Origin of the sequence: Streptomyces sp. NPDC014676, assembly GCF_043084105.1 — a bacterium.
Classification (GTDB): Bacteria; Actinomycetota; Actinomycetes; order Streptomycetales; family Streptomycetaceae; genus Streptomyces.
The window spans coordinates 170,406-193,603 of record NZ_JBIBZI010000004.1 but is presented as its reverse complement, the minus strand read 5'-3'; the positions used below and the strand labels follow the sequence as shown (position 1 = coordinate 193,603).

The window sequence follows — 23,198 nt, the reverse complement described above, 5'->3', positions numbered from 1 at the left end:
CGTACCGCCGTGCCGCAACGCCCTTACCCGTAGGCCCGTTTCCGACAGTCCGGACAACGGCCGACAAGCTGCGGACAGTCACCCTCTGTATTGATGCCGTCACTGTCAACGGTAAGCACGTCCGGTCACGCCCGGTCACGCGAACAGCGAAAAGTCCCCCGCAAGACCGTACGGACGGAACTCGATCCACCACCATCCTGACCTGCGAAAACATCACCGGAACCGGAACACACCCGGTCGGGTTCCGGTGTCGTCGGCGGTCTTTCCCAAGAACCACGGGAGAGAAAGGAACCGCACCAAGCCCCACCCCTCCCGCCCACGGCGCACGCTCACTCGCGCGGGTGAACATCACCAACTGGAGTGGATATGCCACGGGTTGTCTGCCCTACGCTCAGCTCAACGCAGCACGGCACACAGCCCCAGACACGTAAACGGCCCCCGCCGGGAACGCCATTCCCACCGCGAGGGCCTGACCACCAAGGAAGAAAAGGGCTTCCCGATGGACACCCAAAACACTAGCGTGCACCCGCACGCCCAGTCCCGTATCGACGGGAAAAACCACCCCCGCCGACGCGCCCACGCGAAGGGTCACCCCGGCGGAGTCATCCACGACAACACCCGCCACACCGCCCGCTTCACGGTGATCGGCAACCACCTCACCCAGCACCCTGACCTCTCCCTGCTGGCGATCGGACTGGCCTGCCACATCCAGTCCCTCCCCACCGGCACCCCCGTCGACATCAAGACCCTGGCCGCCCGCTTCCCCGAGGGCCCGACCCGGATCGCCGCCGCCCTGAACGAGCTGGAGGCCCACGGCTACCTGCGCCGCATCCGCGAACGCACCCCGACCGGCCGCCTCGTCACCCGCACCGTCTCCTGCAACCAGCCCGGCCGACGCGACGCCGCCCCCGAAGCGAGCGAGAAGCCCAAGCCCCCGGCCCGCCGTGCGGCCACCGCTCCGCAGCAGGAACCCCCACGCCGCCGCGCCCTCCCCGCCGTACCGAAGCCCGCGTACACCTCCCCCGACCTCCTCCGGGCGGCCACCGACGTCCTCGCCGGCCTCCGCCGCGAGGACCCCCGCCTGCTGCTCTCCGCCACCGACGCCGAACACCTCGCCCCCGGCGTCGCCGCCTGGCTGGAGCGCGACCTACCCCCCACCGCCGTACGCGAGGCCCTGGCCGCCGGCCTGCCCCTGGAACCCCTGGTCCGGCCCGCCGCCTTCCTGGCGCACCGCCTGACGGCCAAACTGCCGCCCCTCCCGCCGTACCGCGCCCCCGAACCACCCGCGCCCGTCCGGCACCCCCTGCGCAACTGCGAAACCTGCGACCACGCCTACCGCGGCCCCGACCCCCACCACTGCCAGGGCTGCCTCGCACTCCGGCGACCGACGCCCACGACCCCCTGACGAGCCGGCCAGGACCCGGCCCCACCGAAGCCGTACTCACATCGATGACGACCGTTCTGCGGGACACACCGCAGAGCATCGCCGACCCGATCGTCGAACTCATCGCACAAGGCCTGGGCAAGCACCCGGCCGCACACCTGTGGAGGAAACTGGTGGCCGTGGACCTCTCCTTCTACAAGTCCGACCTCTCCGAGGGAATCCGCGACGAGGGCCGAGCCGAGGACGTCCTGCACATCCTGAAAGCGCGCGGCATGGACATCCCGGAAAGCGGTCCAGGAACGCGTCACCAGCTACGACGATCTCGAGATCCTGCGCCACTGGCTCGGGCGTGCCGTCACAGTCCCGACGGCCGAAGAGATCTTCGAAGACGAGTAGTCACGGCTGTCCAAGGGGGCCGCCCCGCGCTGCCTGTCGGGGAGGCTCGTCCTCGGAACGCCGTGAGGGGCCCGGGAAGGCGTCCCGGGCCCCTCACGGTCCGTGGCGCGCGGCGGACCGCGCGGTATTGGGTGCGCGAGGGCCGGGGGCTCGTGGTCTCCCGGCCCTCGCGCGTCTCGGGTGCTACTTGAGCACGCCCGCCCCCGTCGTCGCCAGCGACGTCGGCAGGTCGCCCGCCGAGGCCTCCAGGCCCGCCGTGAGGGCCGGGGTCCAGTTGACCGTGGTCTTCAGGTCCTTGGACGAGGCGGCGTTGTAGGCGGCGACGAGGTCGGTCACCGTGCCGTTGACGAGGTTGCCGGAGCCCTTGACCGAGCCGGTGCCGTCACCGCTGAGGAGCTTGGCGGCCTTCGCGCCGGACGGCAGCTTCCAGTAGTTGTTCTCCGCGACGACCTGGGCCTTGGCACGGGAGTTGATGCTGTACTGCGGCGCGTACCCGTTGAGGGGCGTGACGTCGTAGTAGTTGTTGTAGATGTGGATCTGGCCGATGCGGGCCAGCGGGGCGCGCTGCATGATGCCCTTCCACACGTTGTGGTGGAGGGAGACGCGCAGCTTGCCGACGCTGTCGGTGTCACTGCTGCCGATCAGCATCGTCTTGTCGTGGTTGGTGAACTGGTTGCGCGAGACGGTCACCAGGTCGGAACCCTTGGTGATGTCGAGGGCGCCGTCGTGGATCTGGTACTCGCGGCCGAAGTACTTCGGGTTGGCGCTGTCGAAGTGCGGCGCGTCGGTGAACGTGTTGTGGTCCGCCCACACGTGGGTCGCGCCGCGCAGGGACACCGAGTCGTAGTTGGAGTTCCAGTTGCCGTCGTCGCCGTCGGTCGGGTCCCACTGCGGGAAGCAGTCCTCGGTGGCGGCGAAGGTCAGGTTGCGGACGATGACGTTGTCCACGTTCTGGATCTGGAGCATGGCCCCGGTGAGACCGGCGTTCGTACCGGGGACGCCCACGATCGTCGTGTTGGCGGGGACCTTGAGGACGATGTTCTTGCCCTGCTTGGCCTGGGCGGCGGCGCGCGCCTTCTCCTGGGTGCCGGAGGGCAGCTTGGAGCGGCCGTAGGTGGCCGGGTCGTAGGCCTTGAGGTAGGCCGACAGCGAGTAGCCGGTGCCGGAGGCGTAGTCGGCGCAGGTCAGCTTCTTGCCGCTGTCGTCGGTGTTGGCGTCGATCACGCCGTTGACCTTGATGATGCGGGGCGTGGTGTCGGACACCGAGCCCAGTGCCTTCACGAGCTGCGCGCGGGTGGAGACGGTGAAGGTGTGGGCGGCGTCGGCCTTCGTGCCGCCGGTGGTGCCCGTACCGGAGGACGCCCAGCCGTCCTTCGCGGCGAGCGTCTGGTGGTACAGGTCCACGGTCCCGGCGTTGGCGTTCATCACGAAGACACCGGCGCCGGCGCCCGCGGCCACGACGGCCGCACAGACGACGGCGGCACGACGGGAACGGAGGGACCGGCGGTGGGAACGAGCAGCCACGGGGCTTCCTTACGAGGGAGGAGCGGGGTTACGTCCTGTCAGTGGCCGCCGCTCGGAGAAGGGTTGCCGCGTGCGGAGATTTTTTTCTTCCCCGCCTTTCCCTCGTCATCGGATCCTGGGCGTCGCCGTTGAGCGGGAAGGCGTTGGTCCGCCGATGCCGGGTTCGTCGGCGACGAGCATGACGATGCGGTCCACGCCGGGCGCGACCCTCTCCCCACGTATCGGAGGGGAGCCGGCCGCGTAACACGCTCGCTACAGCCGGGGCCCGGGAGAGGACAAGATCTTCTCCCGGACCCCGCCTTTTGCGAAGATCATGTGAAGACGGCCGAGATCCGGCCGTCGCCACTCACATGGGGGACTCGCTCCGATGGCACTCTTCGGCAACGCGCACACCGTCGACCCGGCCCAGGCACAGCAGGACTACGCCCGGCTGCTGGGCCACGGCGAGCAGGTGCACGCCGCGTTCCTGCTGATCCGCGACACCATCCTGTTCACCGACCGCCGCCTGATCATGGTCGACAAGCAGGGCATCACCGGCAAGAAGGTGGAGTACCACTCCGTCCCGTACCGCAGCATCACCCACTTCGCGGTGGAGACGGCCGGCACCTTCGACCTCGACGCCGAGCTCAAGATCTGGATATCCGGTTCCCCGACCCCCCTCCAGAAGACCTTCACCAAGGGCGTCGACATCTACGAGGTCCAGGCGATCCTCACCCAGTTCGTGGCGCGGTAGCCGCCCGCACGACGCGCGCCGGCGGGCCCGGAACCACCGTGTCCGGGCCCGGACACGGTGCGGGTAATGTCCGGAGGATGCCAGGACTCAAGGTCAGCGTCATCGTTCCCGTCTACAACACCGGTCAGTACGTCGACGAGTGCGCGCCGTCGCTGCTCGGACAGAGCCTGCCGGCCGACGAGTACGAGGTGATCTACGTCGACGACGGGTCGACGGACGACACGCCGGCCCGGCTGGAGAAGCTCGCGGCAGGACACCCGAACGTCCAGGTGCACACCCGGCCCAACTCGGGCTGGCCGGGCGCGCCGCGCAACTTCGGCATGCGGCACGCCAAGGGCGAGTACGTGCAGTTCGTCGACCACGACGACAAGCTCGGGACCGAGGCGCTGGAGCGGCTGTACGCGCACGCGAAGCGCAACGACGCCGACGTGGTGATCGGCAAAATGTCCAGCACGATGGTCCGCCCCCGGCGGCTGTTCCGGCACACGGTGGACGCCTGCACCATCGAGAACGACGAGCTGATGCAGAGCCTGTCGCCGCACAAGATGTTCCGGCGGGCCTTCGTCGAGGAGCACGGGCTGCGGTTCCCGGAGGGGCCGTGGATCCTGGAGGACCTGGCCTTCGTCACCGCCGCCTACCTGAAGGCGGAGCGCATCTCGGTCCTCGCCGACTACCCCTGCTACTACTGGATGAAGCGGGACGACGGCGGCAACAACACCCGGCACCGGTTCAACCCGCGGCACGGGTTCTGGCCCAACTGCCGCACGATCGTCCGGCAGATCAAGGACGGCACCACCCCCTCCGACGACATCGACGCGCTGCAGAACCGGCTGCTGCACCGCCTGTACCACGTGGAGGTCCTCTCCAGGGCCCGGGAGCCCGAGATCCTCCGCGAGGACCGGGCCGAGCAACTGCCGCGCTTCGAGGCGGCCCGCGCGGTGGCGCTGGAGGAGTTCCCGCCGGCCGTGCGGGAGGGACTGCCCGGGGTGTCGCGGGTCCGCGCCGAGCTGCTGGAGAGCGGTGACTTCGACGGGGCGCGGGCGTTCGCCGAGCGCGTCGGCGCGGTGAAGGCGCGCGGTGAGGCCGGCCCGCTGCGGTGGGAGGACGGCTGCCTGGCCGCCGACATCACGCTGGACCTGCTGCGCGGGGACGGCGAGCCGCTGGTCCTGGTCGAGCGGGACGGCAGGTGGTGGCTGGACCCGGAGCTGCTGGACGGCGTGCCGGGTGCCGAGGACGGGTACGAGGTGCGCGATCCGTTCCGGCTGGCGTACGCGGAGATCGTGGTCAAGGACCGGGCCCGGGAGGACTGGTGGTACCCGGAGGGTGACCTGGAGGTGCGGCTCGAACCGGCCGGCGACGGACGGTCCCGGCCGGTCGCGTCCGGGCGGCTGCGCATCGACCCGGAGCGGCTGGCCGGCGGCGGGCCCCTGGGGCGCGGGGTGTACGACGTGTGGGCGTTCGTCCAGTTGCTGGGCGTCGACCGGATGGTCCGGGTGACCGGTGACGGCGCCCCGGGCAGCCCGGCCGCGGGCCCGGCGCTGACCGGTGGGCGGCTCGCGCTGCCGTACTGGACGGCCGGCGGCCAGCTCGCCCTCGACCTGGACCAGCGGCAGCGCCGGTTCGGCCCCGACACGGCCGGGGCCGCCGCCGCCAACGACACGCGCGCCGGACGGTCGCTGCCGCTGCCGTACGTGACGGCGGCGTCCGGTGGCCCGGTGCGCGTCAAGGCCGCGGTGTCCGCGCTGACGGTGAACGCCGAGCTGGTCCCCGCCGCCGACGGGACGGCGGTGCGGCTGCGCCTCCCCGCCCGCCTCGGCCTCGCGGACGGACGCCACCCGGTCGCCTTCCCGAAGGCGGACACCCCGGTCGCGTACGCCGTCGTCAGCGACGGGGAGCTGCTGCGGCTGGAGGGCCCGGCCTACGCGGCCGGCACCGGGCGCCGGCTCCTCGACGCGGTCGCGGGCGACCGCCGGGCCCGGCGCGTACGGAACCGGCTGGGCCGGCGGCCCTGACCCCGCCCGGCCGCGCGCACGGCGAAGGGCCCGGAACCGGTGCCGGTTCCGGGCCCTTCGCCGTGGCCGGGGTTACTTCGGCTGGGGCTTGCGCACCGTCAGGTGCAGCTCCTTCAGCCGGGCCTCCTCCAGCTCCGTCGGCGCGCCCATCATCAGGTCCTGGGCGTTGCCGTTGAGCGGGAAGGCGATGGTCTCGCGGATGTTGGGCTCGTCGGCAAGGAGCATGACGATGCGGTCCACGCCGGGCGCGATGCCGCCGTGCGGCGGGGCGCCGAAGCGGAACGCGCGGAGCATGCCGGCGAACTTCTCCTCGACCGTCTCGCGGTCGTAGCCCGCGATCTCGAACGCCTTGAGCATGATCTCCGGCTCGTGGTTCCGGATCGCGCCCGAGGACAGCTCGACACCGTTGCAGACGATGTCGTACTGCCAGCCGAGGATGTCCAGCGGGTCCTGGGTCTCCAGGGCCTCCAGGCCGCCCTGCGGCATCGAGAACGGGTTGTGCGAGAAGTCGATCGCGCCGGTCTCCTCGTCCTTCTCGTACATCGGGAAGTCGACGATCCAGCAGAAGCGGAAGACGTTCTCCTCGAACTGGCCGGCGCGCTTGGCGGCCTCGACCCGCACCGCACCCATGATCTTGGAGACCTCGTCGAACTCGCCCGCGCCGAAGAACACCGCGTGGCCGGGGGCCAGGGAGAGCCGCTTGGTCAGCTCCGCGACGTTCTCCTCGGTGAGGAACTTCGCGATCGGGCCGCTCAGCGCGCCGTCCTCGCCGACGCGCACCCAGGCCAGGCCCTTCGCGCCCTGGGAGACCGCGTAGTCGCCGAGCTGGTCGAAGAACTTGCGGGGCTGGCCGGACACGTCCGGCACCGCGAGGGCACGGACGTGCTTGCCGGCGAAGGCCTTGAACTCCGAGCCCTCGAAGACGTCGGTGATGTCGACGAGCTCCAGCTTGGCGCGCAGGTCCGGCTTGTCGGAGCCGTACTTCAGCATCGCCTCGCGGAACGGGATCCGCGGGAACGGGGACGTCACGTGACGGCCGTTGCCGAACTCCTCGAACAGCTCGGTCATGAGCTTCTCGATCGGCTGGAAGACGTCCTCCTGCTCGACGAAGCTCATCTCCACGTCGAGCTGGTAGAACTCGCCCGGCGAGCGGTCCGCGCGGGCGTCCTCGTCACGGAAGCAGGGTGCGATCTGGAAGTACCGGTCGAAGCCGGAGATCATCAGCAGCTGCTTGAACTGCTGGGGGGCCTGGGGGAGGGCGTAGAACCTGCCCGGGTTCAGACGGGACGGGACCACGAAGTCGCGGGCGCCCTCCGGGGAGGTGGCGCTCAGGATCGGCGTCGCCATCTCGTTGAAGCCCAGCGCGGTCATCTTGTGGCGGATCGCCGAGATGACCTGCGTACGCAGCATGATGTTGCGGTGCATGCGCTCGCGGCGCAGGTCCAGGAAGCGGTACTCCAGGCGCCGCTCCTCGTTGACGCCGTCCTCGGCGTTGATCGTGAAGGGGAGCGGGGCGGCGGCGCCCAGCACCTCGACCACGGAGACCTCGACCTCGACCTCGCCGGTCGGCAGCTCGGGGTTGATGTTCTCCGCGCCGCGCGAGACGACCTTGCCGTCGACGCGGACCACGGTCTCCTTGGAGAGCTTGTCCAGCGCGTCGTACGCCTCGGTGCCCGGACGGGCCACGAGCTGCGTGATGCCGTGGTGATCGCGCAGATCGATGAAGAGGATGCCGCCCAGGTCGCGCCGATTGTGCAGCCAGCCGCTCAGCCGGACGTCGGTGCCGACGTCAGAGGCGCGGAGCTCGCCGCAGGTGTGGGACCTGTACCGATGCATCGTCGTTCATCCAGCCTTCGTGGATCGGGGTCGTTGTTTCACGTGAAACTCCCCCAAGCCTACCGGCCGGGCCGAGATCGCTTCTCCGTCATTACCGACCGGACACAGTGGCAGTTTTCGGCACCCTCTTCATAAGGTGGTGCAATGCGCACTGGTGAGCCCTTGCCCGCCCTGGGAGACGTCCTCGCCGCCCTCGACACCGGCCTGTGGCACTGGGACACCGCGTCCGGACTGGTCACGGTCGACGCCGTGGCGGCACGGCTGCTCGGACTCCCCGCCGAACAGGCCACCCTCACGGAGGCCCGGATCCGGGCCCGGCTGCACCCCGTCGACTGGAACGAGATCACCGGAGTGGTCCAGCTCGCCGTCGCCGAGGGCACCCTCGCCGAGGTACGCATCCGGATCATGGACGACCAGAACCGGGTTGTCCGGGTGGTGCGCAGCCGCTCCAAACCCTCCTTCGACCGCGCCCGCAAGGCGTACGTCCTGACCGGCAGCCTCCAGGAGGTCACCGAGCCCACCCCGGGCACGCCCGCCGGGCGCAGCGCGGTCACCGGCGACTGGCGGCGCTCACGGGAGGCGTTCCTGCTGGACGCGGGCCGGGCGCTGGCGGAGGCGCGGTCGACACAGGAGGTGCTGCGGGTCGCGGCCAACCTGTCGATGCCGGGCTTCTCACCGGACGGACTGGCCGTGTTCGGTGTGCAGGGCGACCGGCTCACGATCATCGGCCACCACGGCCACGAGCCCGGCGACGACAACCCGTTCACGTACATGCCGCTGGACACGGACTACCCGGCCGCCGAGGTGGTGCGCACGGGCCGCGCGGTCTACCTCTCCTCCCCGGAGCAGTACAAGGCCCGCTACCCGCTCACCTGGCCGCTCGCCCGGCGCTTCGGCCGCCAGTCCTGGGCCTTCCTGCCGCTGACCGTGTCCGGCCGCACGATGGGCGCCTGGCTGGCGGCCTTCGCCTACCCGGTCGCGTTCACCCCCGACGAACGTTCCGTGCTGACCACGGTCGCCCGGATGCTGGCCCAGGCGCTGTCCCGCGCGGGCACGGCCGAGAATCAGCGGGAACTGAGCGAGGGCCTGCAGCGCACGATGCTGCCCGAGCTCGGTCCGGGCATCCCGGGCATGAGCATCGCCGCCCGCTACGTCCCCACCGGCGGCGGCCTGCAGGTCGGCGGCGACTGGTACGACGTGATCCCACTGCCCTGCGGACGGTTCGCGCTGGTCATCGGGGACGTCCAGGGCCATGACGTGCGGGCCGCGGGGCTGATGGGCCAGCTTCGGATAGCCCTGCGGGCGTACGCCTCGGAGGGGCACCGCCCCGACGCCGTACTGTCCCGCGCCTCCCGCTTCCTGCACGGGATCGGCGAGGCGGACCCCACCGAACTGCGCTTCGCGACCTGCCTGTACGTCGAGGTCGACCCGGTGAGCGGAATACTGGAGGCCGCCCGCGCCGGGCACCCGGAACCGGTGATCCGCATGGCCGACGGAACGGTGCTGACCCGGCCGACGGCGGGCGGACTGCCACTGGGCGTCGATCCGGACGCCGACTATCCGACCACCCGCTTCGTCCTGGAGTCCGGCGAGACCATGCTGATCTGCACGGACGGGCTGATCGAGACCGGCGGCCACGACCTGGAGACCGGCTGGCAGCGGCTGCGCGGCATCCTCGAGGAGCACGAGGGCAACCAGGAGGAACTGGCCGACGCCCTGGTGCATGCGGTGCACGGCCCCTCCTCCCACCACACCACCGGCCCGCTCGCCGACCGCCGCGAGGACGACATCGCCATGATGCTGCTGTCCCGGGAGGGCGAGGGCTGCGGCTGCGGCGTGGGGCCGGACACGGTGGATCAACCGGTGCGCCGCACGGCGCTGACGGTGGCGCAGGCCGAGCCCGAGCGGGTCTCGGTGGCCCGCCAGCAACTGCGCGAACTCCTCCACGACTGGTCCTCGCCGGACCAGGTGGACTCGGCGGTGCTGCTGCTGTCGGAGATGCTCACCAACGTCCTCGTGCACACCGACGCCGACGCCCTGCTGCTCGCCGAGGTCACCGGCGGCGGCGACGGCCGCCGGATGCGCATCGAGGTCACCGACGCCGGCGACGACCTGCCGCACCTGCGCCGGCCGGGCGAGCTGGCGTCCTCCGGACGCGGCCTGGTCCTGATCGAACTCCTCGCCCACACCTGGGGCGTCGACCCGCGCGGCAGGGGGAAGAGCATCTGGTTCGAGCTGTACGAGAAGGACGGAACCGGCCCGCGCTGAACTCCCCTCATCCCGCGAGGGGATCGCCGTGCCCGGGCAGCCGGCCGCCCGGCGGCACGTACCGCACCCGTCCGCCCGGCTCGGTCACCGGTGTCAGCCCGGCCGCCCGCAGCACGGCGGTCTGCTTCTCCCGGTAGCGCCGGTTGGCGATGACCCCCACGGGCAGGAGGGCCATCAGCGCGGCCCAGACGGTGCCGACGACGACAAGCCCGGTGGTGTGCGCGCCGACCTTGACGGCGACGGCCAGGGCCAGCACGGTGAAGGCGCCACCCGACAGCGCCACCCTCTGCTTCTCGGTGTACCGAGTGGCGAGGTCGTAGCCGATGCGGGCCTTGAGCAGCTCGATCTCCTCGGGCACGGGGCGCGGCAGCTCACCGCCGTCGGCGGCCCTCGGGTACCGCGCCCGGTTCCGCGCGGCCCGCTCACGGGCCGCGGGGCCGGGGTCGGGCACGAGCAGCATCACGAGCCCCTTGCCCTGGGCCCCGCCCCCCTGTCGTACGTCCGCGTACTCGTATCCGAACTGCCGGGCGAAGAAGGCGAGCCGTGCGAGCTTCTTCATGGAGCCCATGGCGCTGACGACCCGAACGGGCTCCCCACTCGCCATCTGTCGCAGCGTCTTCCGTACCCGGCGCTCACCCATCGGTACCCAGCCCCCCTCGACGATCCGGCCGCGTACGGACATCATCGGGTCCGTACGCGGCCGGGTTCACTGCCGGGGCCGGGCAGTCTTCAGGCGCCGTTGTTGCCGACCGCGGGTCCGCCCTCCGACATGCCGTGCACGGCGGGGACCGTGCCGAGCCGGCCCTTCTGGAAGTCCTCGAAGGCCTGCTGGAGCTCGTCGCGGGTGTTCATCACGAACGGACCGTAGTGGGCCATCGGCTCCCGGATCGGCTTGCCGCCCAGCAGGACGACCTCCAGGTCCGGGGTGTGGGAGTCCTGCCGCTCGTCCGCGCGGACGGTCAGCGAGGAGCCGGCCCCGAAGACCGCCGTCTGGCCCAGGCGGACCGGACGCCGCTCGGCGCCGACCGCGCCCTTGCCCGCCATGACGTACGCCAGGCCGTTGAAGTCCTCGCGCCAGGGCAGGGTGATCTCCGCGCCCGGCGCCAGCGTCGCGTGCACCATCGTGATCGGCGTGTGCGTGACGCCCGGACCCTCGTGACCGTCCAGCTCACCGGCGATGACGCGCAGCAGCGCGCCGCCGTCGGGGGAGGTGAGGAGCTGGACGCTGCCGCCCCGGATGTCCTGGTAGCGCGGCGCCATCATCTTGTCCTTGGCGGGGAGGTTCACCCAGAGCTGGAGCCCGTGGAAGAGCCCGCCGGACATGACGAGCTGCTCCGGCGGCGCCTCGATGTGGAGCAGACCGCTGCCGGCCGTCATCCACTGGGTGTCGCCGTTGGTGATGGTGCCGCCACCACCGTGGCTGTCCTGGTGGTCGAAGATCCCGTCGATGATGTAGGTGACGGTCTCGAAGCCGCGGTGCGGGTGCCAGGGCGTGCCCTTCGGCTCCCCGGGCGCGTACTCCACCTCGCCCATCTGGTCCATCATGATGAACGGGTCGAGATGGCGGTAGTTGATCCCGGCGAACGCCCGGCGCACCGGGAAGCCCTCGCCCTCGAAACCGCTCGGCGCGGTCGTGACGGTGAGCACGGGGCGTGCCACGGCGTCGGCGGGCGCGGTCACACGGGGCAGCGTCAACGGGTTCTCGACGGTCACTGCAGGCATGTCGGTACCTCCTCGGGTACACCCATTTTAGTTGAGCATTGAACTTCCTGCCACCCCGAACGACGAAAGCCCGGAGGACATTCCCTCCGGGCCCGGCGTTCAGGGGTGACAGGGGTCAGCCGTACATGCGGCGCATCGCGAACTCGACCATCTGCTCCACGGCCTTGGCGTCGAACACCATCCGGTGCTCGCCCTCCATGTCGAGCACGAAGCCGTACCCCGTGGGCAGCAGGTCGATCACCTCGGCGCCGGTGATCACGAAGTACTTGGACTCCTTGCCCGCGTACCGCCGCAGCTCCTTCAGCGAGGTGAACATCGGGATCACCGGCTGCTGGGTGTTGTGCAGGGCGAGGAATCCGGGGTTGTCGCCGCGCGGGCAGTAGACCTTGGAGGTGGCGAAGACCTGCTGGAAGTCCTCGGCCGCCATCTGCCCGGTGGTGAACGCGCGCACCGCGTCGGCGAGCGAGGGCGCGGACGGCTCCGGATACAGCGGCGCCTGCTGCCCGTACCCGCCCTGCATCTGCTGCTGCGGCGGGACGTAACCCTGCTGCGCCCCCGCGCTCTGGTCGTAGCCGTACATGCCGCACAGACTACTGATCCGGCGGGAGGGCTGGGTCACAGATGTCCGGATCGGGGTTGCTTCTTATTACCGACGGGTAGCATCATCGTGGCTACTTGCCGGTACGTGAATCATGTGAATCAGTCGCGAGGAGTCAGCGCCTCGCCGATACCTCTCCAACGGAGCCGTCGCCATGGGGCACTACAAGTCGAATCTCCGCGACATCGAGTTCAACCTCTTCGAGGTGCTCGGACGCGACAAGCTGTACGGCACGGGTCCGTTCGAGGAGATGGACGTCGAGACCGCGAAGAGCATCCTGGAGGAGCTCACCCGCCTCTCGGAGAACGAGCTGGCGGAGTCCTTCACCGACGCCGACCGCAACCCGCCGGTCTTCGACCCGGAGACCAGCACCGCGCCGGTCCCGGCGTCCTTCAAGAAGAGCTACCAGGCCTTCATGGACTCCGAGTACTGGCGCCTGGGCCTGCCCGAGGAGATCGGCGGCACCACCGCCCCCCGCTCCCTCATCTGGGCCTACGCCGAGCTCATCCTCGGGGCCAACCCGGCGGTGTGGATGTACTCCTCCGGCCCCGCGTTCGCCGGCATCCTCTTCGAGGAGGGCAACGAGGTCCAGAAGCACATCGCGAAGATCGCCACCGAGAAGCAGTGGGGCTCCACGATGGTGCTCACCGAGCCGGACGCCGGCTCGGACGTGGGCGCCGGCCGCACCAAGGCCGTGCAGCAGGAGGACGGCTCCTGGCACATCGAGGGCGTGAAGCGGTTCATCACCTCCGGTGAGCACGACATGTCGGAGAACATCCTCCACTACGTGCTCGCCCGCCCCGAGGGCGCCGGACCCGGCACCAAGGGCCTGTCCCTCTTCCTCGTCCCGAAGTACGAGTTCGACTTCGAGACCGGCGAGCTCGGCGAGCGCAACGGCGTCTACGCCACCAACGTCGAGCACAAGATGGGCCTGAAGGCCTCCAACACCTGCGAGATGACCTTCGGCGACCGCCACCCCGCCAAGGGCTGGCTGATCGGCGACAAGCACGACGGCATCCGCCAGATGTTCCGCATCATCGAGTTCGCCCGCATGATGGTCGGCACGAAGGCGATCTCCACGCTCTCCACCGGCTACCTCAACGCGCTGGAGTACGCCAAGGAGCGCGTCCAGGGTCCGGACCTGGCCGACTTCATGGACAAGTCGGCCCCCAAGGTCACCATCACGCACCACCCGGACGTCCGCCGCTCCCTCATGACGCAGAAGGCGTACGCGGAGGGCATGCGCGCCCTCGTCATGTACACCGCCTCCGTCCAGGACGCCATCCAGGTCAAGGAGGCGAACGGCGAGGACGCCTCCACCGAGCACGCGCTGAACGACCTGCTCCTGCCGATCGTCAAGGGGTACGGCTCCGAGAAGGCCTACGAGCAGCTCGCCCAGTCGCTGCAGACCTTCGGCGGCTCCGGCTTCCTCCAGGAGTACCCGATCGAGCAGTACATCCGGGACTCCAAGATCGACACCCTGTACGAGGGCACCACCGCGATCCAGGGCCAGGACTTCTTCTTCCGGAAGATCGTCCGCAACCAGGGCGCGGCGCTGAACTCGCTGGCCGAGGACATCAAGAAGTTCCTGGCGCTCGGCGAGGGCGGCGAGGAGCTCGGCACGGCCCGCGAGCACCTGGCCAAGGCGGCCGTCGAGCTGGAGGCCATCGTCGGCCTGATGCTCACCGACCTCGCGGCCACCGAGCAGGACGTCAGGAACATCTACAAGGTGGGGCTCAACACCACCCGCCTGCTGATGGCCTCCGGTGACGTGATCGTCGGCTACCTGCTGCTGCGCGGTGCCGCGATCGCCGCCGAGAAGCTCCCGACGGCCTCCGCCAAGGACGTCGCCTTCTACACCGGCAAGATCGCGGCGGCGAAGTTCTTCGCGGCCAACGTCCTGCCCGGCGTCACCCTGGCCCGCAAGGTCGCCGAGGGCGTCGAGCTGGACCTGATGGAGCTGGACGAGGCGGCCTTCTAGCCCCTTCCGGGACCTCCCGGGACCCTCCCGGACCTCCCCGGACAGACCCCACGAGATCCAGCCGGACCCCGCCCGAGGGCCCGCTCCCGCACCGGGAAGCGGGCCTTCGTCCTCGTTAAGGTGAACCCATGAGCGCACCCTCCCGCTTCGACCGCGGCCACACCGACGACCTGATGTCCTTCCTGGCGGCGAGCCCCACGCCGTACCACGCCGTGGTGAACGCCGCCGAGCGGCTGGAGAAGGCGGGCTTCCGGCAGGTAGCGGAGACGGACGCCTGGGACGGGTCGGCAGGCGGCAAGTACGTGCTGCGCGGCGGTGCGATCATCGCCTGGTACGTCCCCGAGGGCGCGGACGCGCACACCCCCTTCCGGATCGTCGGCGCCCACACCGACTCCCCCAACCTGCGCGTCAAGCCCCGGCCCGACAGCGGGGCGCACGGCTGGCGCCAGGTCGCCGTGGAGATCTACGGCGGGCCGCTGCTCAACTCCTGGCTCGACCGCGACCTGGGCCTGGCCGGCCGGCTCTCCCTGCGCGACGGTTCCACCCGGCTGGTCAACGTCGACCGCCCCCTGCTGCGGGTCCCCCAGCTCGCCATCCACCTGGACCGCTCGGTCAACGCCGACGGCCTCAAGCTCGACAAGCAGCGGCACATGCAGCCGGTGTGGGGCATGGGCGACGACGTGCGCGACGGCGACCTGATCGCCTTCCTGGAGGAGACCGCCGGGCTCGCCTCCGGCGAGGTCACCGGCTGGGACCTGATGGTGCACTCCGTCGAAGCGCCCGCCTACCTGGGCCGCGACCGCGAGCTGGTGGCCGGCCCGCGCATGGACAACCTGCTCTCGGTACACGCCGGCACGGCCGCGCTCGCCGCCGTGGCGGGCCGGGGCTCCGGCCTCTCCCACATCCCCGTCCTCGCCGCCTTCGACCACGAGGAGAACGGCTCCCAGTCCGACACCGGCGCGGACGGCCCGCTGCTCGGCGGCGTCCTGGAGCGTTCGGTGTTCGCGCGCGGAGGATCGTACGAGGACCGGGCCCGGGCCTTCGCCGGCAGCGTCTGCCTCTCCTCCGACACCGGTCACGCCGTCCACCCCAACTACGCGGAGCGGCACGACCCGACGCACCACCCGCGCGTCGACGGCGGCCCCATCCTCAAGGTGAACGTCAACAACCGCTACGCCACGGACGGTTCCGGACGGGCGGTTTTCGCGGCGGCCTGCGAGAAGGCGGGCGTCCCCTTCCAGTCCTTCGTCTCCAACAACGCGATGCCGTGCGGCACCACCATCGGCCCGATCACCGCGGCCCGGCACGGCATCCGGACCGTCGACATCGGCGTGGCGATCCTGTCGATGCACAGCGCCCGCGAACTGTGCGGCGCGCAGGACCCCTTCCTGCTCGCGAACGCGTTGACGGCGTTCCTCGACGGCTAGTCAACTGCCGTGCCGCCGACGGCGCATGGGTGCCGCCCGCCCGGGTACCCGGTCCACACCGGAAACACCGGACAGGGAGGCGACACTCATGGGCCTCGGCGGATGCATCATCCTCATCGCCGTGGGAGCAATCCTCACGTTCGCGACCGACTGGGACATGCAGGGTGTCAACCTTGACCTGGTCGGCGTCATCTTCATGATCGTCGGTCTGATCGGCGTCGCGACCTTCAGCAGCATCGCCCGGCGCAGGCGGGTCGTGGTACCGCCCACCACGCCGGTCGTCGACGACACCACCCGCCCGCGCACCCGCGACGGGTACAGCGACGGGTACGGGGTGTAGGGCCACGGCGGCCCGCACACCCCGGCCGTCCCACCCAGGAAGGTTTTCAAGGAAACACCCAGCCATCTCAGCAAGTAACTCAGTAATGTACTGAGTTATGGACTTCACCGTTATCGCGCACGCTGTAGAAGTAGATGACGGCATCAAGCGGCTCTCGATGCGCTTCATCAAGAAGTACGCGGCGCCGGAGCGGCAGCGGCTGAGCGCCGAGCTCTGCGAGGAGATCGCGAAGGAGCTCGGCAAGCTCGGGCTCATCACGCTGCCCCAGCGGCTGCCTACGTCCGAGAACGCGCTCGTATTCGTGATCAAGAAGGACAGCGCTCTCGGCCAGACCGTGGCCGTCGCGACGGCCCTCGCCGCCCTCGACAGACTCGGCCAGAACCCGCTCCCCTGGCTTTTCGAAAACTACCCCGAAGTGCGCACCCAGTTGACCCCCTGACACCCGGACTGGATCGTTTCTGACCGATATGAATCGGAGTTCGGTCAGATGTCGGAATCAACTTGGTGAGGCCCCCTCGGATCAGTAGTTTTATCGGCGCGCGAAGCGAGGCGCCTGCAACGCGCGAGCACCGCCGTTGCAGCGGAGGCTCCCCGACATCCTTTGCCACGCAATGGAGTTGAGCCTTGAACGCTTCCGAGAAGCACTCTGTCGCCCCCGCCGCCGGCGACGGGACGGATCACATACCCCATACATTCACGAAAGCGAATAACCTACCCCGAAGCGTCTATGTCGTCGCCCTGTCCGGCGGCCCGGACATGGCCGTCGCCGGTTGGCTCCAGATGTCGTACGAGGCTCTGGAGTCGAAGGACCCGGTCAGCACCTGGGACGAGTTCCGCGAGGAGCTGTACGCGGACCCCGCGCTGAACGTCAGACGCGGTGACACGCTCCGCGCGAGGAAACTCGCGGCCGGACAGGGCAGACCGCGCCTCACGTCGGTCCAGCGCGGTCCGAGCCGGGCCGAGCAGTGGGGTTACCGGCATGTCCTGCGGCGCGGGCTGAAGGTCATCGCCCGGTTGCCCGGGACCACGGTCGGCACCGCCCTCGGAGCCGGGATGAGTACCGCCGCGACGACCGCGGCCCTCCTCGAAGGGCTGTCGTCCCGCCACCGCAAGGACGGCTCGGCCGCCCTGGTGCTCATCCGCGCCCACACGAGCGTCACCCACTGGTACGAGCTCACCCCCCCGCCCGGCCCCGGCAGCCCCGGACCTGCTCCAGGGCTCGCCGTATGCCCTGGCCGCAGCGGACGGCCTGCTGGAGGCCGCCGAGTTCGTCGCGTACTGCGCGTACCAGCACCACGCCCGGTCCCACAACCGCCGGTTCCTGTGGGAGTGGTTTTCCGAGCTGCTCCCGGGTGCCCTGCGCCCCCTCCGGATCTGACGCCCGCCGCGTTCGACGAGCGTCACCGGCCGGGCATCGGGCCGACGCCGGAGGAGACTCCGGCGTCGGCCCCGGCTGTCCGGCGCCGGAGTTTCCTCCAGGCGGTGGGCCTGTGCGGTCCACCCCTGTCACTTCCCGTCCCTGGCCTCGCCGGCCTGCCCTGTCCGTTCCCGTATCCGGAGGTCTTGCCCATGCCCGTTCACGCCCCCCGCTCCTTCAACGTGCAGTGGGGTTCCGAATCCGTACTGGTGTCCAACGTCGAGCCCGAGCTGCCGGTCGCGACCGCGGACGCGGACCTCACGAAGGTGGTCGAGGCGGGCCGGGCCAATCCGATGACGCTGCTGCCGGAAGCCGCCTGGCAGGCCGTCGCCCGCGCCACGACCAGCCCCGACGGCGTCGCGGTGCAGCTACGGCCCACCGCTGCCGAGCCCGCCGGACTGCTGATGGCGGAGAATGTCGACGGCGCGACCCTGCGCTCGGTCGTCACCCGCGTCCACCTCAGCGAGATGCTCCCTGGCATCCAGCCCCGCACCGGGATGGAGGTCATGGAGATCCCGGACCCCCAAGTCCAGGGGATCACGGATGCCGACCACCCCTGCGCCATCGTGCGCTACCGGTACCAGGACCCCACCCACCTGCGGAACCACGTGTGGCAGACCATCCACGGCACGCTGTCGCTCAACAGCTACGCACCCTCCATCCTGGCCCGTAAGGTCACCCGCAACCTCATCGCACACCCCGTCGAGATCACCTTCGAGGACGGCACCGAGTCCTTTCACGCCCTCGTCGTACGGGACGGCATCACCCGGCTCGCGAGCGCCTGGTCCGTCCTCGCCGGGCCGGACGCGGACGCGGCGGAGACCGCCGAGCTCGCGGTGGACTCCCTTTTCGGCAAGAACATCGCCGTAACGGCGGCGCAGGGCGGCAGCCCGTTCGGGCAGCGCCTTGCCGCAAGCCGGGAGAAGTGGCGCCGGACACTCCGGGAGGAGTTCGACCGGGGCATCGCCGAGCAGCAGCCCGGGACGCGCACCGCCCAGATCGCCCAGACCTCTGTTCTCCCGGCCCAGATCGCCGTCGGAGCGGAGGGGCACCCCGGGCACCTGCTGGCCGCCGAGGACATCTTCGACGACGCGATCCGCTCCGTACTGGCCTCGGTGCACGTCGAGTTCAAACAGTGGGACACGGCCGCCCAGAACGTCGAGGTCGCCACGCGTGCCCTCAAGCGCGTGATCCAGCTCGGTGACTCCCTGGTGCCCAAGGACGATCTCCAGACCGTCTACGGTCTGGCCGTCGGCCGCATCCCCGTGGAGGAGCTGCCGAGGGTGTTCGCCGGCGACGCAGGCTCCGAGCCTCCCGGCACCGCCCTGTGGCGCAGCGTCTACCTGGTGCACGCCCTGACCCGACCGGAGCTGCTGGAGCCCTTGAAAGACCAGGCCAAGGCCATCAAGGGGGGCAAGCGCATGGGCCTGAAGGGATTCGCGGAACTGCTCGGTCCGCTGATCGACCTGCCGTGGCGCTCGCACAAGAAGCACGTCACCACCCAGGCGCGCAACGCCTGGAACAACGGCGGTGTCCTGACCTCCGACGTCATCCAGGAGTGGGAGCCGTGCCCCACGGACGACTTCACGAGCCTGGTGAAGCCCGCCCTGGCCGGTGACACCGACGCGCGCTGCACCCTGGCCGTGGCCGGAGGCGTGGCGCTGATCGCCGACAAGCTCCTCACCCGGAACGTCGGTTCGGCCCTCATGGCCGCCAAGGAGAAGGGCGGCGTTCCGTTCCGCGCCGACGTCAACCAGGTCGTCGAGGACCTGTCCCAGCAGCACAACGAGCTGGGACTGTGGACCCTCGCGCTGGCCGCGAACCGGTTCCGCAGCGACGCCCTGCCGGAGAACGCCGTGACGATGCGCCAGCTCATCCACAAGCAGAAGACGGAGGGCGATCCCGGCACGCCGTACGTGCACTTCAAGGTCGACCTGGACAGCCCCGACCGGATCGAGCGTGATGCCGACGGGGTGCCCGTGACGCTGTACCAGTGGGATGTCGTCTGGGCCTCAAACCCGGAACGCGCCCTCAAGGCGCACCCCCCGAAGACACCCCTCGTTCCGCGCCCGTCGGGCCCGGTGACCGGCTCGGCGCCGGAGGCCGCCGGAAGTGGTTCCGCGGAGGCAGACGGGAGTACGCCGGGCGGGGCCCACGACGACACGGACCCCGGTACGAGCGCCCCGTCCCCGGACCCGAACGGACCGCACGCGGCGCACCGCCCCGCCAGCCAGCGCGCCGCCGAACACCGGCTGGTCCTGCGGCAGAGCATCACGGGCGCCCGGGACTCCCTCGACCGGCTGCTCCTCCTCGAACCAGAGGTCGGCAACCACACCCCCATCGTCCCGGTGAGCGTCCTGGACGAGCTCCACACTCTGCTCATCGGCCTGCAGACGGACGTGGAGAACCTGCGCCGGAGGGCCACCCGGGAAGAGACGGTGCCGGAGGACGAGGAGGATCCGGAGGAAGTGGGGGCATGAGCTCCCGCCGTGCCTCGCCCATGCGCATGAGGACCAGCAGCCCTTGCCGGTCGACCCGGAGACTCTGGCGCGGGCGCGGGCGCGGACACGGACGCGTCGGCAGGGTGGGAACGTGAGGACGGCATCGTTCATACTTCGGACCTGCCGGCCGTAGTACGAGGGCCGGGATCGTACGCGTGCGGCACGGGCAAGGGGGCGACGGGTGACCGCGAACGGGAACGGGACCACCGAGGACGGAACGGCGCGGGAGTTCCAGGCGCTGCCGGGACGCACGGAGGACCAGTGGGAAGCGTTCTCCAGGCGTCTGACGGACGTGGTCCGGCTCCTCGGGCTGGATGTCCCCCCGGTGCCGGATCCCTCTGACCGATGGACTTGGGAGCGCCGCGTCCGGACCGCGTTGCGTGAAGCCTGCCACCGAGGCGTGAACCTGTCCGAGGATGCTTTCGACGTGCTGATCGAGGCGGCCGTCCACGATCCCGATCCGAGCTTCAACCGTCAGTTCGTCGAACCGGCGCTGAACGCGTTCGGGCAGCGCCGCGTCCAGGCCGCGCTGCTCGACTGCCTGCGAACGGGCACGAATGCCGAGCGGGCGGGTGCCGCGCGGGCCTGGTACTGGTCGGCCTTGCCCGCGCGGATGCCTCTCGTACGTGCGGAGGACCCCGATGCCGCCGAGCGGGCGGAACCCGATGAGGACGCGGACATCCCGGCCGAGTGGCGGGAGGCCGCGCTGCGTGAGTTCGTGAGCAACGAGCACCTGGACGTCCGGCGTTGTCTCCTTCCCGGACTGCCCCTGTGGAAGTCGGCCCATCCGCCGGAGCTGCACGACCTGGTGGACGCGGCGGTGAGGATCGCCCGGTCCCATCCGGACGCGTACATCCGCCACCGCGTGGAACACCAGGTCGGCGGCTGACACCCCGCACCGCCGGTCAGCCGAGCGCATGCCCCGTCGTCGTGTCCACGTGGGCCGGGACCTCGTCGTGGCGGTCGCCGGTGGTGAGGGTGCCGGTGGGCTCGAAGAGGAGGATGGCGGTGGGGACGGGGGCGTGCGGCTTGTGCTCGGTGCCGCGGGGGACCGTGAACACGGAGCCCTTCGGGAGGACGACCGTGCGCTCGCCGGCCGGCTCGCGCAGCAAGATGTGCAGTTCGCCGTCGAGGACGAGGAAGAACTCGTCAGTATGGTCGTGCACGTGCCAGACGTGCTCGCCCTCCACCTTGGCGACGCGTACGTCGTAGTCGTTGACGGCGGTGACGATGCGGGGGCTCCACCGCTCCGTGAAGGAGGCGAGGGCGCGGTCGAGGGAGACGGGTTCCTGTGCCATGCCGTCAGCGTCGCCGATGCGTCGGCACCGGGCCAGTGCTAGAAATCGCGCATGCCGCAAGAATCCTCTCAGTCTCCGGGAACCCACCGCGTCGCCGTGATCGTCGACGAGGGCACCAACCCGTTCGAGGTCGGCGTGGCCACCGAGCTGTTCGGACTGCCCCGCCCCGAACTGGGGATGCCGTACGCGCCCTACCGGGTGACGTTGTGCACGCCCACGCCGGAGGTGCCCATGAACCACGGCTTCTTCACGATGACCGGGGTGGCCGGACTGGACGCCGTGGACGACGCCGACACCCTCGTCGTGCCCGGGCGGCCGGACAACGTCGTACCGCGCGGAGAGGCGGTCCTCGACGCGATCCGGCGCACCCACGCGCGGGGCGCCCGTCTCGTCAGCTTCTGCACCGGCACTTTCGCCCTCGCCGAGGCGGGTCTGCTCGACGGGCGCCGCGCCGCGACGCACTGGATGTGGGTGGACGCCTTCCGGGAGCTGCACCCGAAGGTGCTGCTGGAACCGGACGTGCTGTTCGTGGACGACGGGGACGTCCTCACCGCCGCGGGCAGCTCGGCCGCCCTGGACCTGGGGCTGCACCTGTGGCGCCGGGACCACGGGGCCGAGACCGCCAACGCGGTCTCCCGGCGCCTGGTGTTCGCCGCACATCGGGACGGCGGGCAGCGGCAGTTCGTGGAACGGCCGGTTCCGGCCGTGCCGGACGAGTCGTTGGGGCCGTTGCTGGCGTGGGCGCAGGCACGGCTGGGCGAACCGCTGACGGTGGCGGACCTGGCGGCGCGGGCGGCGGTGAGCCCGGCCACCCTGCACCGGCGGTTCCGCGCGCAGCTCGGCACGACGCCGCTCGCGTGGCTGACCGGTGAGCGCGTGGCACTGGCGTGCCGGCTCATCGAGCGGGGGGAGCGGCGGCTGGGCGTGGTGGCTGCGCGCAGCGGCCTGGGGACGGCGGCGAACCTGCGGGCGCGGCTGCGGCGCGAGACGGGACTCAGCCCGTCGGCCTACCGGCGGCGTTTCGGAACACCCGACGGGGAAGCCCTCGTGCCATGAGATTCCTTGTGCGGGACCGGATCCTCGGGATCGGGGACGACTACTGGATCGAGGACGACCACGGGAACAAGGTCTTCCTCGTCGACGGCAAGGCGATGCGGCTGCGGGACACCTTCGAGCTGAAGGACACCGAGGGGCGCGTCCTCATCGACATCCGGCAGAAGATGTTCGCCCTGCGGGACACGATGGTGATCGAGCGCGGCGGCGAACCGCTGGCGACGGTCCGGCGCAAGCGGCTGTCGCTGCTGCGCAACCACTACCGGGTCGCCCTGGCGGACGGTGACACCGAGCTGGACGTCAGCGGCCGGATCCTCGACCGGGAGTTCGCCGTCGAGTACGACGGCGAGCTGCTCGCCGTGGTCTCCCGGCGGCTGCTGACCGTACGGGACACCTACGCCGTCGACGTCGTGCGCGAGGACGCGGACCCGGCGCTGCTGATCGCGGTGGCGGTGTGCGTGATCCATCTGGCGGAAAAGGAACGGGAGGGGTAGCGGGGGAAGACGGGGGCCGCTGGTGCCGCCGTGGTGCGGCGGGCCCTCCTTCTGGGCATTCATCGCAGATGACCGCGCAGTGCCACGACAGAAGGGCGGACGGATGACGACCGGCGGAATACGCGGCGGACGCGGAATGGGCGGACGTGGAACGGGGACGGGTGGACGTGGAACGGGAAAGGGTGGGCGCGGCGGCGCGCGGACGGTGGTGCTG

General features: G+C 70.5%; 18 protein-coding genes. 12 read left to right on the top strand and 6 right to left on the bottom strand.

Features of this window, described 5'->3' with window-relative positions; genetic code table 11:
* Nucleotides 1-499: 499 nt before the first annotated feature.
* A complete protein-coding gene (locus tag ACF1DX_RS13545; protein ID WP_391791335.1) occupies nucleotides 500-1,405 on the top strand; it encodes a helix-turn-helix domain-containing protein in 906 nt (301 codons plus the stop codon).
* A 558-nt stretch (nucleotides 1,406-1,963) separates the two neighbouring features.
* Here the strand turns inward: ACF1DX_RS13545 and ACF1DX_RS13540 are convergent.
* Nucleotides 1,964-3,304, bottom strand: coding sequence for a polysaccharide lyase family 1 protein (locus ACF1DX_RS13540; RefSeq protein ID WP_391791334.1), 1,341 nt, complete (start codon nucleotides 3,302-3,304; stop codon nucleotides 1,964-1,966).
* A gap of 367 nt (nucleotides 3,305-3,671) precedes the next feature.
* Here ACF1DX_RS13540 and ACF1DX_RS13535 point away from each other — a divergent pair, with 367 nt between their 5' ends.
* Together ACF1DX_RS13535 and ACF1DX_RS13530 are read left to right on the top strand one after the other, a co-directional pair.
* Nucleotides 3,672-4,037, top strand: a complete 366-nt coding sequence (locus ACF1DX_RS13535) for a PH domain-containing protein (protein WP_030856872.1) — start codon at nucleotides 3,672-3,674, stop codon at nucleotides 4,035-4,037.
* A 77-nt stretch (nucleotides 4,038-4,114) separates the two neighbouring features.
* A complete protein-coding gene (locus ACF1DX_RS13530; RefSeq protein ID WP_391791333.1) occupies nucleotides 4,115-6,049 on the top strand; it encodes a glycosyltransferase family 2 protein in 1,935 nt (644 codons plus the stop codon).
* A 72-nt stretch (nucleotides 6,050-6,121) separates the two neighbouring features.
* On the opposite strand, the gene aspS is transcribed toward ACF1DX_RS13530, so the two are convergent.
* Complete coding sequence (gene aspS, locus ACF1DX_RS13525) at nucleotides 6,122-7,885, bottom strand: aspartate--tRNA ligase (protein WP_391791332.1); 1,764 nt, start codon at nucleotides 7,883-7,885, stop codon at nucleotides 6,122-6,124.
* Between the two features lie 144 nt (nucleotides 7,886-8,029).
* Here aspS and ACF1DX_RS13520 point away from each other — a divergent pair, with 144 nt between their 5' ends.
* Nucleotides 8,030-10,153, top strand: coding sequence for a SpoIIE family protein phosphatase (locus ACF1DX_RS13520; RefSeq protein WP_391791331.1), 2,124 nt, complete (start codon nucleotides 8,030-8,032; stop codon nucleotides 10,151-10,153).
* Between the two features lie 7 nt (nucleotides 10,154-10,160).
* Here the strand turns inward: ACF1DX_RS13520 and ACF1DX_RS13515 are convergent, their stop codons facing one another.
* The 3 genes from ACF1DX_RS13515 to ACF1DX_RS13505 all read right to left on the bottom strand — a co-directional run bounded on the left by ACF1DX_RS13515 (nucleotide 10,161) and on the right by ACF1DX_RS13505 (nucleotide 12,455).
* Nucleotides 10,161-10,835, bottom strand: coding sequence for a hypothetical protein (locus ACF1DX_RS13515; protein WP_391791330.1), 675 nt, complete (start codon nucleotides 10,833-10,835; stop codon nucleotides 10,161-10,163).
* A 47-nt stretch (nucleotides 10,836-10,882) separates the two neighbouring features.
* Entirely contained in the window at nucleotides 10,883-11,875 is a 993-nt protein-coding gene (locus ACF1DX_RS13510) for a pirin family protein (protein ID WP_391791329.1), read from the bottom strand.
* A 115-nt stretch (nucleotides 11,876-11,990) separates the two neighbouring features.
* On the bottom strand, nucleotides 11,991-12,455 hold the full coding sequence (locus tag ACF1DX_RS13505) for an SseB family protein (RefSeq protein ID WP_030856883.1): 465 nt from the start codon (nucleotides 12,453-12,455) through the stop codon (nucleotides 11,991-11,993).
* A gap of 172 nt (nucleotides 12,456-12,627) precedes the next feature.
* On the opposite strand from ACF1DX_RS13505, the gene ACF1DX_RS13500 reads away from it, so the two are divergent.
* The 6 genes from ACF1DX_RS13500 (at nucleotide 12,628) to ACF1DX_RS13475 (ending at nucleotide 21,028) form a co-directional block, all read left to right on the top strand.
* Nucleotides 12,628-14,454: an acyl-CoA dehydrogenase gene (locus ACF1DX_RS13500; protein ID WP_391791328.1), complete on the top strand. Its 1,827-nt coding sequence runs from the start codon at nucleotides 12,628-12,630 to the stop codon at nucleotides 14,452-14,454.
* 128 nt (nucleotides 14,455-14,582) lie between these two features.
* Nucleotides 14,583-15,881, top strand: coding sequence for a M18 family aminopeptidase (locus ACF1DX_RS13495; RefSeq protein ID WP_391791327.1), 1,299 nt, complete (start codon nucleotides 14,583-14,585; stop codon nucleotides 15,879-15,881).
* 88 nt (nucleotides 15,882-15,969) lie between these two features.
* Nucleotides 15,970-16,221 carry a DUF6458 family protein gene (locus ACF1DX_RS13490; RefSeq protein WP_085572917.1) on the top strand — a complete coding sequence of 84 codons (252 nt, stop codon included), beginning with the start codon at nucleotides 15,970-15,972 and terminating at the stop codon, nucleotides 16,219-16,221.
* Between the two features lie 97 nt (nucleotides 16,222-16,318).
* Nucleotides 16,319-16,660, top strand: coding sequence for a hypothetical protein (locus ACF1DX_RS13485; protein ID WP_391791326.1), 342 nt, complete (start codon nucleotides 16,319-16,321; stop codon nucleotides 16,658-16,660).
* Between the two features lie 1,130 nt (nucleotides 16,661-17,790).
* Nucleotides 17,791-20,118 (top strand): hypothetical protein, encoded by a 2,328-nt coding sequence (locus ACF1DX_RS13480; RefSeq protein ID WP_391791325.1) that lies wholly within the window; start codon nucleotides 17,791-17,793, stop codon nucleotides 20,116-20,118.
* Between the two features lie 421 nt (nucleotides 20,119-20,539).
* Nucleotides 20,540-21,028: a hypothetical protein gene (locus ACF1DX_RS13475; RefSeq protein WP_391791324.1), complete on the top strand. Its 489-nt coding sequence runs from the start codon at nucleotides 20,540-20,542 to the stop codon at nucleotides 21,026-21,028.
* 16 nt (nucleotides 21,029-21,044) lie between these two features.
* Here the strand turns inward: ACF1DX_RS13475 and ACF1DX_RS13470 are convergent, their stop codons facing one another.
* Complete coding sequence (locus ACF1DX_RS13470) at nucleotides 21,045-21,437, bottom strand: cupin domain-containing protein (RefSeq protein ID WP_391791323.1); 393 nt, start codon at nucleotides 21,435-21,437, stop codon at nucleotides 21,045-21,047.
* A 51-nt stretch (nucleotides 21,438-21,488) separates the two neighbouring features.
* Here ACF1DX_RS13470 and ACF1DX_RS13465 point away from each other — a divergent pair, with 51 nt between their 5' ends.
* Nucleotides 21,489-22,493 (top strand): GlxA family transcriptional regulator, encoded by a 1,005-nt coding sequence (locus ACF1DX_RS13465; RefSeq protein ID WP_391791322.1) that lies wholly within the window; start codon nucleotides 21,489-21,491, stop codon nucleotides 22,491-22,493.
* Nucleotides 22,490-22,984 (top strand): LURP-one-related/scramblase family protein, encoded by a 495-nt coding sequence (locus ACF1DX_RS13460; protein ID WP_391791321.1) that lies wholly within the window; start codon nucleotides 22,490-22,492, stop codon nucleotides 22,982-22,984. The genes ACF1DX_RS13465 and ACF1DX_RS13460 overlap by 4 nt, the downstream gene beginning before the upstream one ends.
* Nucleotides 22,985-23,198: the final 214 nt, after the last annotated feature.

Excerpts from the sequence above, each read along its gene's own strand:
- ACF1DX_RS13545 (WP_391791335.1), top strand. The coding sequence starts at position 500 with ATGGACACCCAAAACACTAGCGTGCACCCGCACGCCCAGTCCCGTATC.
- ACF1DX_RS13535 (WP_030856872.1), top strand. The coding sequence starts at position 3,672 with ATGGCACTCTTCGGCAACGCGCACACCGTCGACCCGGCCCAGGCACAG.
- ACF1DX_RS13530 (WP_391791333.1), top strand. The coding sequence starts at position 4,115 with ATGCCAGGACTCAAGGTCAGCGTCATCGTTCCCGTCTACAACACCGGT.
- aspS (WP_391791332.1), bottom strand. The coding sequence starts at position 7,885 with ATGCATCGGTACAGGTCCCACACCTGCGGCGAGCTCCGCGCCTCTGAC.
- ACF1DX_RS13520 (WP_391791331.1), top strand. The coding sequence starts at position 8,030 with ATGCGCACTGGTGAGCCCTTGCCCGCCCTGGGAGACGTCCTCGCCGCC.
- ACF1DX_RS13515 (WP_391791330.1), bottom strand. The coding sequence starts at position 10,835 with ATGTCCGTACGCGGCCGGATCGTCGAGGGGGGCTGGGTACCGATGGGT.
- ACF1DX_RS13510 (WP_391791329.1), bottom strand. The coding sequence starts at position 11,875 with ATGCCTGCAGTGACCGTCGAGAACCCGTTGACGCTGCCCCGTGTGACC.
- ACF1DX_RS13505 (WP_030856883.1), bottom strand. The coding sequence starts at position 12,455 with ATGTACGGCTACGACCAGAGCGCGGGGGCGCAGCAGGGTTACGTCCCG.
- ACF1DX_RS13500 (WP_391791328.1), top strand. The coding sequence starts at position 12,628 with ATGGGGCACTACAAGTCGAATCTCCGCGACATCGAGTTCAACCTCTTC.
- ACF1DX_RS13495 (WP_391791327.1), top strand. The coding sequence starts at position 14,583 with ATGAGCGCACCCTCCCGCTTCGACCGCGGCCACACCGACGACCTGATG.
- ACF1DX_RS13490 (WP_085572917.1), top strand. The coding sequence starts at position 15,970 with ATGGGCCTCGGCGGATGCATCATCCTCATCGCCGTGGGAGCAATCCTC.
- ACF1DX_RS13485 (WP_391791326.1), top strand. The coding sequence starts at position 16,319 with ATGGACTTCACCGTTATCGCGCACGCTGTAGAAGTAGATGACGGCATC.
- ACF1DX_RS13480 (WP_391791325.1), top strand. The coding sequence starts at position 17,791 with ATGCCCGTTCACGCCCCCCGCTCCTTCAACGTGCAGTGGGGTTCCGAA.
- ACF1DX_RS13470 (WP_391791323.1), bottom strand. The coding sequence starts at position 21,437 with ATGGCACAGGAACCCGTCTCCCTCGACCGCGCCCTCGCCTCCTTCACG.
- ACF1DX_RS13465 (WP_391791322.1), top strand. The coding sequence starts at position 21,489 with ATGCCGCAAGAATCCTCTCAGTCTCCGGGAACCCACCGCGTCGCCGTG.
- ACF1DX_RS13460 (WP_391791321.1), top strand. The coding sequence starts at position 22,490 with ATGAGATTCCTTGTGCGGGACCGGATCCTCGGGATCGGGGACGACTAC.